Origin of the sequence: Acinetobacter venetianus RAG-1 = CIP 110063 (assembly GCF_000368585.1) — a bacterium.
GTDB lineage: Bacteria > Pseudomonadota > Gammaproteobacteria > Pseudomonadales > Moraxellaceae > Acinetobacter > Acinetobacter venetianus.
Genome location: NZ_KB849557.1, coordinates 677,266 through 691,871, shown reverse-complemented (window position 1 = coordinate 691,871; position 14,606 = coordinate 677,266). Strand labels below are relative to the sequence as shown.

The window sequence follows — 14,606 nt, the reverse complement described above, 5'->3', positions numbered from 1 at the left end:
CAACAGTTCTACGACCAAAGCCGCATTGTTTGCTCTTGTTGTTGGTGACCATACTGCAAGAGACAACAAAAAATACCGAAGCATTAGATGGTATATCTACGGTATGAGATAAAAAACCAAGGAAGTGAACTATGAAAGAAATCTACCCAGTGCCTGACAAATTCAAAGAAACAGCAAGAATCTCTGAAGCAGACTATTTCAATCGTTATCAGTATTCAATTGAACAGCCTGAAGCATTTTGGGCAGAAGAAGCGAAAAAGATTGATTGGATCAAACCTTTTACGCAAGTTAAAAACACCAGTTTTCATCCAGATAATTTCAAGATCGAATGGTTTGCAGATGGCGAACTGAATGTTTCTGCTAACTGTTTAGATCGTCATCTTAAAGATAATCCTCTCAAGCCAGCAATTATTTGGGAAGGTGATCATCCATCACGTCATAAAATTATTTCATTTGCAGAATTGCATGATGAAGTGTGTCGTTTTGCCAATGTTCTGAAAAAGCAAGGTATCAGTAAAGGTGATCGCGTAGTTCTATATATGCCAATGGTGCCTGAAGCAGCAATTGCTATGTTGGCATGTGCGCGTATCGGCGCAGTACATTGTGTGGTGTTCGGTGGCTTCTCACCAGATTCATTGGCCAGTCGTATTGAAGATAGCCAAGCAAAATTAGTCATTACTGCTGATGCGGGAATGCGTGGCGGGAAAATTATTCCACTCAAAGAAAATGTAGATGCTGCATTGGAGATTGATGGTACAAGTAGTGTTCAGAATGTGATTGTGGTGCACCGTACAGGTAATCCTATTCAGTTTAACCCTGAGCGAGATGTTTGGTATCACCTTGCCATTATGGAAGTGGATGAGCACTGTCCACCAGAACCGATGAAAGCAGAAGACCCATTATTCATTCTGTATACCTCAGGTTCAACAGGTAAACCGAAAGGCGTGCTACATACCACAGGCGGTTATCTAGTATATGTCAACACAACATTCAGAGAGGTCTTTGATCTTCGTGAAGATGATGTGTATTGGTGTACTGCGGATGTGGGTTGGATTACAGGGCATAGTTATTTACTTTATGGCCCACTGAGTAATGCAACGACGACGGTGATGTTTGAAGGGATTCCACAATATCCAACTTGGGCGCGTATTGGTCATGTCATTGATAAGCACAACATTACTATTCTCTATACTGCTCCAACCGCAATTCGCGCCATGATGCGTGAAGGTGATGCTTATGTCCGTGAAAGTGATCGCAGTAGCTTACGTCTACTGGGTTCGGTTGGTGAACCGATTAATCCTGAAGCATGGAATTGGTATCACGAGGTGGTTGGTGAAGGTCGTTGCCCAATTGTGGATACTTGGTGGCAAACAGAAACGGGTGGTATCTTAATTTCACCGTTGCCGGGTGCAACCGCTTTAAAGCCGGGTTCAGCAACACGTCCATTCTTCGGTGTTCAGCCAGCCTTAGTCGATGGTGAAGGCAATGAGTTAGAAGGCGCAACAGAAGGGAATCTGGTGATTAAAGATTCATGGCCAGGTCAGATGCGAACCATATGGGGCGATCCTCAACGTTTTATCGAAGCATATTTCTCGACCTTTAAAGGTTGCTATTTCACGGGTGATGGTGCACGTCGAGATGAAGATAATTACTATTGGATTACAGGACGTGTTGATGATGTACTGAATGTTTCAGGGCATCGTTTAGGGACTGCCGAGATAGAAAGTGCGTTGGTGGCACATGAGGCAGTTGCTGAGGCTGCGGTGGTTGGGATGCCGCACGATATTAAAGGTCAGGGTATTTGTACCTTTGTGACTTTACAAGCTGATGTGGCAGAATCTGAAGAGCTACGCAAAGAGTTGGTGAATTGGGTGCGTAAAGTTCTTGGACCCGTGGCAACCCCAGACGCATTGCATTGGGCGCCTGCATTACCGAAAACCCGTTCAGGTAAAATCATGCGCCGTATCTTGAGAAAGATTGCGGCAAATGAACTGGATAGCTTAGGTGATACCTCTACACTAGCTGAACCAGCTGTGGTCGAGCATTTGATTGCGACGGTTTATCCAAACAGATAATCGTTTTTTACTAAAAGAGCGTTCTGTAGAACGCTCTTTTTTTATATGGTTTATTTATGTGTGGCTAAAAAATCTGCCGTGTTTTGTACTGTAGCGAAGAAGCCTAGCGCTGATAAAAAAGCAGTTTGTACGTCTGCTGCTTTGACAATTTTGCCCTCATGTTCTAAATCGCGAGTTGCAGTCGCATCTGCAATCACAATCGGTTGATAGCCAAGCTCTTGTGCTGCTCGTGTGCCTGCATCGATGCACATATGTGTCATCATGCCTGTAACCACTAATTGCTCAACTTGATGCTGTTCCAACAGCGCTTGAAGTTTGGTTTCTAGAAAGCTATTCGGGAAATGTTTTTCAACAATCAGAGAATCATCAGTGATTTTAAGTTGTGGGTGTAATTCAACACCAACGGTATTCTCCTGAAAGAAACTGGCTGAGGCGGGACTAATGTGTTGGATATAAATGATCGGTAAATTGTTTTGAATAAAATGGTCTTCTAGTTGATTGGTATTTTGTAAGGCAAGTTCAGGATTGACCAACTCCATTTTGCCATTTTTAAAATAATCATTCTGCACATCAATAATCAATAAGGCCTGTTTCATCAGGTTTAGCTCCAAGGTTAAGATAAAACAAGAGTAGGGTGAAACTGAGAAATGGGCTATATTTTGGTGAAAGCATTGTTGCTGGTTTTCTTTCGTAATGAAAAATGAATATTGAACTTGATTCCATCGACTTAAAAATTCTTGAATTATTGAGACAAGATTCTCGTCTGAGTCATAAAGAAATTGGACAGGCCGTGCATCGTACAGGACAGGCAGTGGGGGCACGTATTGCTCAGTTGATGGATGCTGGTATTATCAAAAACTACACTGTGGCTATAAAGTATGAGCATAAACAATTCATCCAACTTTTTATGAATGATCAGCAAGCTTTTATCGAGGTTGAGCGTTTAGTCAAACAATATGAGCAAGTGGATGAATGTTTTAAGGTTCTCGGCAATGCTTGTTATATGATCGTCAGCCACTTTGATCCGCCACAATTAAATGAATTCATTGAGCAGCTGTCGCAGTGGTGCCGTTATTCGGTTGAAACCGTCATGCGAGAAATTGAGACCCGTTAAAATAAAAAAGCCCCAAGCCGAGCCTTGGGGGAGTATCTGCCATTAGTTTTGTTTTTCTTCTTATTTAACGCTGAAAACTACGCTGATTTTGCTGAGAGATGATGCTCCTGTTGTTCAAGTTGACGGACTAGCGGTAAAACTTTTTCTCCAAAATATTCAACCTCTTCAATGAAATGAAGAAAGCCAGAAAGAACTAGATCTACCCCCACATTTTTTAAAGCAATAATGCGTTCTGCAATTTGCTGTGGTGTGCCAATCAGATTGGTTTTAAAGCCATCGTTATATTGCACCAAATCATCGAAGGTCGATTTTGCCCAATTTCCTTCACCTTCTGGAGCTGCTGCACCCGCTTCACGAGTTGCATCACCGAATGCATTCACCGCTTCGATATTGGCTTGCGCAATGATCTCATTCAGTACGGCTTTAGCTTCTTCCTCAGTATCACGCGCGATAATGAAAGCATTAACCCCGATCTTGACGTGTCTATTAGATAACTTCGCTTTGCTGCGAATGTCATCAATCTGTTTCTTAATTTCTTCGACACTATTGCCGTTGGTAAAATACCAGTCGGATACACGTGCTGCCATATCACGAGCGGCGCGAGAACTACCACCTTGAAACACTTCGATGGACGGTTTTTGCAATGGTTTTGGTTTAAGTGTGTAATTTTGAAATTGGTAATATTTACCATCAAAGCTGTAATGGTCAGTCGTCCAAATCCCTTTGAGAGTACGAATAAATTCTTCCGAGCGAACATAGCGTTCGTCATGCTCAGGCCAAGGTTCGCCAATCGCATCAAATTCACCACGGAACCAACCACTGACCACATTAATTGCAATGCGCCCTTGAGTAAGATAGTCAATGGTCGCCAATTGCTTAGCAGCCAATGCGGGCTTCCAAGGGCCAGGTAGGATCGCTGCAATTACTTTGAGTTTTTCAGTCTTTGCTAATAAAGCATGACTAAAACTGACAGATTCATGCTGGTTTTCTGCACCATAGCCAGCGGTAAAACGAATTTGAGTGAGAGCATATTCAAAGCCGCTTTGTTCCGCTGCTTGCGCTAAGCGCACATTATAGTCATAGCTCCAGTCAGTACGTTGTTCAATATTGCTGACAACGAGACCGCCACTCACATTGGGAACCCAGTAGGCAAATTTAATTGCGGATGCTGTTGTTGTCATTGTTGTATCCTCCATTAAATCGGTTTATGCAACGTGAGTTAGATTTTTAGTTGATTTGGAATGTAATCGAGATTACGCTGCATCCAAATCTGGAACTGCTGCGGATGGAAGCACCTCGGCCTGTTCAATCTGTTTGTTGATCCCAAGATTTTGATTTGCTTGTTCAGTTTTGGTTTTAATGGCAGCAGCACGCTGACCTTTGGCTGGTGCCCATTCTAAGATTGGTAAAGCACGTGCAACAGCGAGCGTCACGCGATCAGATAATTGCTCGCTTTTCACCGTATATTCAGGGGTGAAGTCGCGATCTGTGGCATAAACGCCAATGGGTAAGGTTTGAGCTTGAAAGAAACTAAATAGTGGGCGTAATTGATGTTCTAAGACCAATGCATGGCGGTCGCTGCCACCTGAGGCTGCAAGTAAAACGGGCACATCAACCAAAGCAGTTTGTTCTACAAAATCAAAAAAATGCTTGAATAAACCTGTAAACGAAGCACGATAAACAGGAGTGCCGACAATCAGTGCATCAGCTGCTTCTACCGCTGCGAGGTCATCTTGAACACGTTGTGGCAATTGATTACGATAAATTGCTCCACCAAGCAAAGGCCCAATTTCACTGAGTTTCACAAAATGTACTTGAATGTTGATGGCTTCTGCTAGTTCATCGAGAATGGCTTGAACTAAACTTTCTGTTTTCGAAGGGCTATTTAAACCACCAGATACCGCAACAATATTTAGTGGAGTTGATAAAGTATTACGATTGGACATAGTCACAGCCTAAAAGATCATTACGAATTACTATTTATTTATCTATAGCTCGACCGCAGCTGTAAAATAAGGAAAAGCTGCAAGCTTATCTGTTTTCTAGATATATCTGTTCTAAGTATTACGAGAAAAATTAAATGAATTTAATACTCTGTTTCTTCTCATTATTTCTGTATAGTGTTTATTGATTAGTTGCTGTGATGTGACTTATATCAATATTTGTATTGTTTTGCATTTATGCTGGAATACACAACTCTTGATGCTTGACCAACAGTTTATTTAAAAATACGCTAAGATAGAGTAGATTGGAATAAACTCCGTACAGTGACGTACTTGAAGACTGCATAAAGCGCTTATGAATATTTTAATTGTAGATGACCATCCTTTATTTAGACATGCTTTGATTCAAGCGGTTCGTTATAGCATTCCTCAGGCTCAAATTCAGGAAACTGCGGATGTTGATGAATTCTATGAACGATTAGAGCATGGTGCAGAACCAGACTTAGTACTGTTGGATTTAAATCTTCCAGGTGCTTCTGGCTTTTCAGCTTTAGTGTATGTCCGCGCTCAATATCCAGCGATTCCGATTATTGTTGTATCTGCACATGAAGAGCTTTCAATTATTCAACGTGCAATTGCTCATGGTGCGATGGGATATATTCCAAAGTCTTCACATCCTAGCCATATTGGTGAAGCGATTAAACAAGTGTTGGAAGGTGAGATTTGGCTACCACCAAATTTACCAACACATGCAGGTTTTGATCCTCGTGCTGCGGATGAAACGGCTCTCGCTGAGCGATTACAGTCTCTTACACCACAACAATTTCGTGTATTAATGATGGTTGCGGAAGGGCTGTTAAATAAACAGATTGCTTATGAGCTGGATGTATCAGAGGCAACAATTAAAGCGCATGTGACTGCGATTTTCCGTAAACTTGGCGTACAAAACCGTACTCAAGCAGTATTGGCGATTAGTGCGCTTAATATTGAAGATAAGAAGATGTAATGACTTGAGTTTCTTTTATAGATGAAAGTTAATCAATGTTGTTAGAAATAAAAAACCAGTTCTGATGAACTGGTTTTTTTATTATGAATTAAGGGTTCTAGGTTTAGAACCCGAATTCAATATTAGAAACGGAACTTCGCGTTCACGCCAACAGTTTGCGTATCTAGGTCAGCATTAACTGCATTTGCATTTAAATAGCTAGCACCTACAGCAACAGCTGGAGTGATGAAGTAGTTAACGTTCGCGCCCCAAGCAGATTTGATTGGAGAGAAGTTATCGTTAGCAGGGTTTTTGCTAGCACTTACTTCTGCATAAGAAGCACCAACGCTTAACTTAGGTGTTACGTATACATCAGTTTTTAATTGGTAAGCAGTAGTGTCACCATAAACAAGGTCAGCTTCAAAACCTACAGCCATGTTCGTACCATCGATGTTACCAACGTATTTAGTACGTGCAGTAATCGCATCTTGGTCTTCACCAATTGTTGCAGCTTCGCCAAATGATTTAACGATACCTTGAGAAAGTACGCTGTTTGCATCTAAAGCGAATTGGTCAGCAATGCTAGTGTAACCTACAGCAACTAAGAAATTAGGCGCTAATAAAGTACCAACTTCTAAAGCATAACGATCGCCGTTGTCTTTTTCGCCATCAACTTTAGTTTGAGTGTGGCTATAAGAAGCGCTTGTATATACTGGTAAGTAAGGAGTTGGGATATATGCTTCACCTTTCGCACCAAATGATTGAGTTTTAGAAGTTACAACTTCATCCCCATCATGTTTAGCAAAGCTATATGCCGCTGAAACGTTAGAAGCTTGATTTAAGAAAGCTGCTTCAGCTAAAGGGCCTTTAGATGTATCAACATCTTTAAGGAAGAAAGTACCTTGAGCTGCACCAGTGAAGTTTTTGTCATTTACAGTCGTGTCTAAAAATTCTGATTGACCTTGAACTTCGAATTGGTAAGCGTGAGCACCGGTCATGGCTAATACTAAAGCAGTGGCTAAACCGAGTTTTTTCATAGTAATTTCCAGCATTGATATAAAAGAAATATAAATCTGGAGTCATTCTATTGTAACAAAATATGAAGTCAATGTAATAAATTCTATGACCCGACAAACGAATGTATGGCTTGTATGTATTGTCTAAAAAATAGACAAACGTATTTTATTTTGTCAACCAATCATGAAAATTATAATTAACAGTAAGATAGCATCATTTTAGATATTCTGATTTCATCTAATAGCAGGCATATATCTATGCTTTTTAATTGTTTTATACGATTAATATGATCGTTTTTTTCTTTTTTTAAATTCTTAAAATTGTAATATTTTAGGTTTCTTAGTGAGACTTTTATCTCATTTTCTTGGTTTTTTGTGTGGTGTAACTGTTTTTTCTTAATTGTAATCTTAAATTTTGTGTAATTGTAACGTATAAATAATCAACAAAAACGATAAAAAACACAATTCCGATCTATTTAATCAACTTTACTTTTTGAGACTTAGTTCGCATAATTAGCATCAAGAGGTATTTAATTTGCATTATGCCTTTATAACATTTTCTTGAGTATTCGATGTTTTTACATCTCTGTTTACTAGCTCGGCTTTCCCCAAGGCTGAGCTTTTTTTTGCCTTTTTTATAGTAAATGAAAATAGAATAATAATACAAATTTGATGAAGAAATAGGCTTATATTAAAACTCCATACTCTGCCATATTCCTTCATTATGCGAAAAAAGTTCAAAGTTGCTCTGCTATGTAGTTCGTTATGCTTAAGTTTAGGCTTGGTTGCTTGTCACAGCTTAAATTCAGAGCTGCAGATTGCAGAACAGCAAAAGCAACAACAAAAAATTTCTAAGCTATTTGTGAATGCCAAAACAGAAGGCGTATTTGTCACTTATGACGGTCAAAAGATACATGAATATGGGAATGCCTTAAATCGAGCTCAAACGTCGTATATCCCTGCATCTACTTTTAAAATGCTCAATGCTTTGATTGGCATCCAACATCATAAAACGACACCCAATGAAGTTTTTAAATGGAATGGAGAAAAGCGCAGATTTAAGAGCTGGGAAAAAGATTTGACCTTAACTGAGGCGATTCAAGCATCCGCTGTTCCTATTTATCAAGAATTAGCCAGACGAATAGGTTTAGATTTGATGGCATCTGAAGTTAAAAGAATAGGTTTTGGAAATTCAGATATAGGCAATCAGGTCGATAATTTTTGGTTGGTTGGCCCATTAAAAATCACACCGATTCAAGAAGTCAGATTTACCTACGCGTTGGCAAATGAGCAATTGGCGTTTGACATTCCTGTTCAGCAGCAAGTTAAGCAAATGTTATTGGTGGATCAGATGAATGGGACAAAAGTTTATGCGAAAAGTGGTTGGGGAATGGATGTTGAGCCACAAGTGGGATGGTGGACAGGATGGGTAGAGCAGCCTAATGGTAAAGTAACTGCATTTTCTCTAAATATGGAGATGAATAAAACTGAACATGTGGAGGCTCGGAAAACGATTGTTTATGAGGCATTGCAGCAGTTAGGTTTAATTTAGCATTAGATTAATATTCACATAAAAAAGACCCAACCGTTTTATTCGGTTGGGCTGAAAAGGATGTTTAGCTTGGGGGAGAAAACATCCTAGAGGGTTAACTAAAATCTATAAGTCTGTGCTTTAGTAAAGTATTGCTCTTTTTAATAAACATGTGAAATTGATAATTTTTATCTAAAAGATTTGGTTTTTCGATCAGGCATGTAATAATTTTATTTAAAAACAGTGTTATATCTCTAATAATTAAAGATAATTTTGAAGATATAGCAATTTATTTTGGCTCATAAATCATTAATTTATTCTTTTGGCTAATTTAAATAATACAAAAGTATTTTATAATTCTTCGAAAGATCAATTTGATGAAAATTGTTTTAATTATTATTAATAATTAAAACAAATAGATAAATATAAATTAACAAACCAAAAGGAAAATTGGTTTTGCTTGTATTTTATCTGTTTAAAAAAACAGCTTTAATTATGACGGTATAATTTTAAAAATCAGGTAAAATTACATACTGTTTGAAAATCAATCTGGATGAGTTTTTGAAACAAGCAAGGTGTGTGCATGGGACGTAGTTTAAAAAGTGCGAAATTACGTTCTGAGCAAATCAGTCTCCGGCTTTTTCTATGTATGGTCGTTATTATTTCTTCGATCCTATATATCTCTATCCCTCTGATTATTCAAAGCTATCAAGAATATATTAAGACAAATCAAGTATTAACAGAAATTACTAGTCTGCGTGCCTTAGTAAAAACAGCCAATAAAATTTCTCGAGAACGCGCACCTGCCAATAAGGTTATGTCGAGTACCGTTGAAGAATTAGCAGCCAATCAAAAAGAGTTAGCTGAGTTTAGATTGGTTGTGGATGATCAGATTGATCAGACCATAGCGACCTTAAATCAAGGTGGATTTGAGTCGATTGCGACACATTTACAAACTGATTTCAAAGCAAAGTTGAATCATGGTCGTGAGGTTGTAGACGCTTATGCAAATATTCCACATGCTCAGCGCACGTCTGCTCAATTTAATCATGCAATTTTTACGATGTTTGATGTTTGGGATGAGAGCCGAAAATATTTAAATGATTTGATGAAACAATCCAAAAGTAAAGACAGCAAAATGTCGAATTATTTTATTTCGATTTTGGTTCTTACGGATATGCGAGATCAAGCAGGGCGAGTTGCTTCAAATATTATGGCACCTGTGACGTTCGGTGAAAAAATCTCAGATATTAATCGAGCACGTTGTTTACAAACCCAGCATCAATCTCAATATTTATGGGCTTTGGTTGATACGATCCAACCTGAACAAACCAAGACAGCTGAATATGTCCATTTACATCAACGAGTAAAAACAGAGTTTTTAGATCAAGGCTTGCCTTTAATTACGAAATTACTCGATCAAAGTCAAAATAATCAAACTTATTTTCTCACGGGTACGCAATTAACGAATCGGATTGTAGATAAATTTACAACTGTTATGGATTTGCAGAACTATATTTTAGATTACAGTATTCAAGTTGCGCACGAACAGAATAAAAAAGCCAAGCAACAATTCATTTTTACTTTGTGTATTTCTTGTCTGTCCTTGCTGACAGCTATTTTTATTATGATTTATACAAAGCGGAAAGTATTTAGTCCGTTAATCAAAGCACGAGAAATGATTCTACGCTTATCAAATGCGTCAAAAGAAGAGTTAAAAACCAAACAATCCAGACAGGAGTTTTTATCTTTATTTGAGGCGATTGATCGTCTAAAAGTGATGTTGAATCAACGTGACATGATGGAGATGCAGCTTAAAAAGATTGCCAACTCGGATGTGTTAACAGGTGTCGCGAATCGTTTGGCTTTGGAAGAATATGTTCATGCTCTGGAGCGTAAGCCGAGTGGTTTTTTAAACACGGCTGTGGTTGTGGTTGATATTGATAATTTTAAATTTGTGAATGATCAGTATGGGCATATTGTGGGTGATCAAGTCATTTCCACGATTGCCGATCATCTCAAACATAATGTCCGAGCATCTGATCTAATTGTTCGTTATGGTGGTGATGAGTTTTTGGTTGTCATTGAAAATATTACGATAGATGCAGCAAAGGTTATCGCAGAAAGTATCCGTTCAGAAATTGCGAAAGAGCCTATCGCTATTTCCAACTCCGATGAATTGCTTTGGGTTTCGGTCAGTATTGGTGTAGCTGTGGGTGCTAAGAACTGGTTGGAATTGTTAGAAAAAGCGGATCAGTCGATGTTAAGAGCGAAGGCAAAAGGGAAGAATGTGGTAGAAGGGTAATAAAATTTGATGAGGGGGCTTTGTACAGACATGTTGCTTTAGTCATCTAATTTAAATCTGCTGTTGTTAGCCTGCAAGATATATCAAAAACAGAGTCTTGCATGTGCTATCCAAAAACCAAGAAGAACTATCTAAGATGATTTATTCTCCTAATCATTTTAAAGATTGGCAGAAGATTGCTCGATCATCTCAACAATGTGATGCTAATGATATTGCCCAAGATGCTTTTTTATTCGTTATCGAAAAGTGGCTAGGTGAATTCGATTCATCTAATCCTCAACATTGGATTGAACTCAAACACAAGATGTGGAATCTCTTTGTTCATGGAGCTGATCGCATACTTAAATATGCATTTAGTGTTGATCGGAGTTCCAAGAATGATCCTGATGAAGCAATTAATCCTATTCTTTTGGGTATATCATCTCCAACATCAACTGAACCATTGCAGGGCATGATTGAGGATGAAGATCGGCAAATACAGGAAAGTAAACAATTAAAACAGATTCAAGAAAATAGTTTTTCGATGGCTTTAGCTTATGTTCAACTATTCGAAACTCTAAAGCCTGTATTACTCAAATATACTTATTTAAATATTGCTGATTATATGAAAATGTCTTATTCATGGTTACGGCAATGTTTAAAGCGTGCTGAGGAACTTCAGAAAATTCAGCATTCTTTGTTCGATAATATTGAGTATGCATCAGTTCAGCATTTGAGAAGCTGGCGTAAATTTAAACTAGACAGACAAAATCAGCCTAAATTTACACCAGTATTTGAGGGGCAGTTAAACTTATTTCAACATCGGCTTCAAGAAACGACCTGTATGTGAAATCTCAACCTTAGCGACTTGTTCAGGTGTCCCCTCAGCAATAATTTGACCACCACCAGAACCGCCTTCTGGACCCAGATCAATCACCCAATCGGCAGTTTTGATCACATCCAAATTATGCTCAATCACCACAATGGTATTACCCTTATTACGTAGCTCATGCAAGATGTCGAGTAACTTTGCAATATCGTGGAAATGCAGACCTGTGGTCGGTTCATCCAAGATATATAAAGTTTTACCCGTATCACGTTTTGCTAACTCACGCGCTAACTTCACGCGTTGTGCTTCGCCACCTGATAACGTTGTCGCAGCTTGACCCAAACGAATATAACCAAGACCAACTTGAGTCAACGTCTCTAAACGACGATGAATGACAGGAATAGCACTAAAGAATTCAGCGGCATCTTCTACCGTCATTTCGAGCACATCCGAAATGTTCTTACCTTTATAGCCGACTTCCAATGTTTCACGGTTATAACGTTTGCCATGACAAGCATCACACGGTACATACATATCAGGTAAAAAGTGCATTGCGACTTTGATCATGCCATCGCCTTCACAAGCTTCACAGCGACCACCTTTCACGTTAAACGAGAAACGACCTGCGCTATAACCACGCGCTTTGGCTTCAGGTGTCTGAGCAAATAATTCACGAATCGGCGTAAATAAACCTGTGTAGGTCGCTGGGTTTGAACGTGGTGTACGTCCAATAGGACTTTGGTCAATATCCACCACTTTATCCAAATGCTGTAAACCATCAATCGAGTCAAACTTTTCAGCAGTCAGTGTGGTTGCACCATTCAATTGTGTTGCTGCTAAAGGCAATAAAGTACGGTTAATCAGGGTTGATTTACCAGAACCTGAAACCCCAGTCACACAAGTCATGATGCCGAGAGGAATCGTTAAATCGACATGTTGTAGATTATGCCCATTTGCACCAGAGAGTTTGATGACTTCATCAGGACGTGGTGATTGAGTACGCTGTTTTGGCACTTCAATTTTAAGTTTGCCTGATAAATATTGACCTGTGAGTGAATCGGCATGGTTCGCCAATTCATCATAAGTACCTTCGGCAATGACTGCACCACCATGAATACCCGCACCTGGACCAATATCAATAATATGATCAGCAGCACGAATGGCATCTTCATCATGCTCAACCACCAGTACGGTATTACCTAAATCACGTAAACGAATTAGAGTTTGCAGTAGGCGATCATTGTCACGTTGATGTAGACCAATCGACGGTTCATCCAGCACATACATCACGCCCATCAGACCCGCACCGATTTGTGAAGCTAAGCGAATACGTTGTGCTTCACCGCCCGATAAGGTTTCAGCCGAACGCGCTAAGCTGAGATAATTGAGACCAACACTGACCAAGAAGTGTAAACGTTCACGAATCTCTTTAAAGATTTTATCTGCGATTTCGCCTTTAGCACCTTCGAGATTGAGATCCTGATAATAGCTTTCAGCATCACCAATCGACATTTTGGTAATTTCAGCGATGGTTTTATCTTTGACGCGAACATGACGAGAAATTTCATTCAGACGAGAGCCACCGCAGGCATCACACGCAGCATTCGACAGGTATTGCGCCAAATCATCACGCACATAATTCGATTCAGTCTCGCGATAACGACGTTCTAAATGCGGCAAAATCCCTTCAAAAGCTTGCACACGACTGTGCTTACGACCACGTTCATCAATATAACTGAGGTCAATTTTCTCTTTGCCAGTGCCTTGTAAGAATTTCTTTTGTGTATCTTTGTCGAGTTGATTCCACGGTGTATCAAGTGGAATATCAAAGTGATCAGCCACTTTCTGCAACATCGTGTAGTAATAAGGACGTTGTCTGTCCCAACCACGAATTGCGCCTTGGCTAATTGAAATTTCAGGATTTGGAATCAGCTTATCTGCACTGAAATGGCTACGCGTTCCCAAACCATCACAGACAGGACAAGCACCGAATGGATTGTTAAATGAGAATAAACGTGGTTCAAGCTCCGCAACCGCTCGATCACATTCAGGGCAAGAGTGTTTTGCTGAAAATACGCGTTCTGGGTGTTCGCCATTCATCCACGATAAAACTGCAATATCACCACCTAAACGTAAAGCCGTTTCAAAGGATTCTGCGATACGATTACCGAGATCATCACGGACTTTAAAGCGATCGACGACCACTTCAATGGTGTGTTTTTTCTTTTTGTCTAATTCTGGTGGAGTATCTATATCAATGATTTCACCATCGACACGGGCACGAACAAAACCTTGACCTTGAAGTTGCTCAAATAGTTGAGTGTATTCACCTTTACGCTCACGCACGACGGGTGCGAGCAGCATGAGTGCAGTCCCTTCTTCAAGTGCTTTCACTGCATCGACCATTTCTGAAATGGTCTGCGCCACCATGGGTAGATCATGTTCAGGACAATACGGTGTCCCTACACGCGCATACAGCAAACGTAAATAGTCATAAATTTCGGTGATTGTTCCTACTGTTGAACGCGGGTTATGACTCGTTGACTTTTGTTCAATGGCAATCGCAGGAGAGAGGCCTTCAATCGAATCAACTTCAGGTTTCTCCATTTGTGAAAGGAACTGACGCGCGTAGGCAGACAGTGATTCAACGTAACGGCGTTGACCTTCGGCATACAGTGTATCGAAAGCAAGTGAGGATTTGCCTGAGCCTGAGAGTCCCGTAATCACCACAAACTTATCACGTGGAATATCGAGTGACACATTTTTTAAATTATGGGTACGTGCGCCTCGAATACGGATATGACTTTGACTCATAAATACATCTCGGAA

Annotated in this window: 11 protein-coding genes; 6 read left to right on the top strand and 5 right to left on the bottom strand. The window is 39.7% G+C overall.

The window, feature by feature from the left end:
- Positions 1-131 precede the first annotated feature (131 nt).
- The gene (gene acs, locus F959_RS04770) at positions 132-2,075 is read left to right on the top strand and encodes an acetate--CoA ligase (protein ID WP_004878021.1); all 1,944 of its coding nucleotides are present in this window, start codon (positions 132-134) and stop codon (positions 2,073-2,075) included.
- 50 nt (positions 2,076-2,125) lie between these two features.
- Here the strand turns inward: acs and F959_RS04765 are convergent, their stop codons facing one another.
- The gene (locus tag F959_RS04765) at positions 2,126-2,671 is read right to left on the bottom strand and encodes a cysteine hydrolase family protein (RefSeq protein ID WP_004878018.1); all 546 of its coding nucleotides are present in this window, start codon (positions 2,669-2,671) and stop codon (positions 2,126-2,128) included.
- A gap of 104 nt (positions 2,672-2,775) precedes the next feature.
- On the opposite strand from F959_RS04765, the gene F959_RS04760 reads away from it, so the two are divergent.
- Positions 2,776-3,189 carry an Lrp/AsnC family transcriptional regulator gene (locus tag F959_RS04760; RefSeq protein ID WP_004878017.1) on the top strand — a complete coding sequence of 138 codons (414 nt, stop codon included), beginning with the start codon at positions 2,776-2,778 and terminating at the stop codon, positions 3,187-3,189.
- A gap of 77 nt (positions 3,190-3,266) precedes the next feature.
- On the opposite strand, the gene sfnG is transcribed toward F959_RS04760, so the two are convergent.
- On the bottom strand, positions 3,267-4,370 hold the full coding sequence (gene sfnG / locus F959_RS04755; RefSeq protein ID WP_004878015.1) for a dimethylsulfone monooxygenase SfnG: 1,104 nt from the start codon (positions 4,368-4,370) through the stop codon (positions 3,267-3,269).
- Between the two features lie 72 nt (positions 4,371-4,442).
- Positions 4,443-5,135 (bottom strand): FMN reductase, encoded by a 693-nt coding sequence (msuE, locus tag F959_RS04750; protein ID WP_004878013.1) that lies wholly within the window; start codon positions 5,133-5,135, stop codon positions 4,443-4,445.
- Between the two features lie 352 nt (positions 5,136-5,487).
- Here msuE and F959_RS04745 point away from each other — a divergent pair, with 352 nt between their 5' ends.
- Positions 5,488-6,138 carry a response regulator gene (locus F959_RS04745; protein ID WP_004878012.1) on the top strand — a complete coding sequence of 217 codons (651 nt, stop codon included), beginning with the start codon at positions 5,488-5,490 and terminating at the stop codon, positions 6,136-6,138.
- Positions 6,139-6,260: 122 nt separating this feature from the next.
- Here the strand turns inward: F959_RS04745 and omp33-36 are convergent, their stop codons facing one another.
- Entirely contained in the window at positions 6,261-7,154 is an 894-nt protein-coding gene (omp33-36, locus tag F959_RS04740; RefSeq protein ID WP_004878010.1) for a porin Omp33-36, read from the bottom strand.
- Between the two features lie 703 nt (positions 7,155-7,857).
- On the opposite strand from omp33-36, the gene F959_RS04730 reads away from it, so the two are divergent.
- From F959_RS04730 to F959_RS04720, 3 genes are all read left to right on the top strand, one after another.
- Positions 7,858-8,685: a class D beta-lactamase OXA-266 gene (locus F959_RS04730; protein WP_004878009.1), complete on the top strand. Its 828-nt coding sequence runs from the start codon at positions 7,858-7,860 to the stop codon at positions 8,683-8,685.
- 562 nt (positions 8,686-9,247) lie between these two features.
- Positions 9,248-10,969, top strand: coding sequence for a GGDEF domain-containing protein (locus F959_RS04725; RefSeq protein WP_004878006.1), 1,722 nt, complete (start codon positions 9,248-9,250; stop codon positions 10,967-10,969).
- A 136-nt stretch (positions 10,970-11,105) separates the two neighbouring features.
- Positions 11,106-11,798, top strand: coding sequence for a hypothetical protein (locus F959_RS04720; RefSeq protein WP_017196755.1), 693 nt, complete (start codon positions 11,106-11,108; stop codon positions 11,796-11,798).
- Here the strand turns inward: F959_RS04720 and uvrA are convergent.
- Positions 11,760-14,591, bottom strand: coding sequence for an excinuclease ABC subunit UvrA (gene uvrA, locus F959_RS04715; protein ID WP_004878004.1), 2,832 nt, complete (start codon positions 14,589-14,591; stop codon positions 11,760-11,762). The two genes, F959_RS04720 and uvrA, sit on opposite strands and share 39 nt — an antisense overlap.
- Positions 14,592-14,606: the final 15 nt, after the last annotated feature.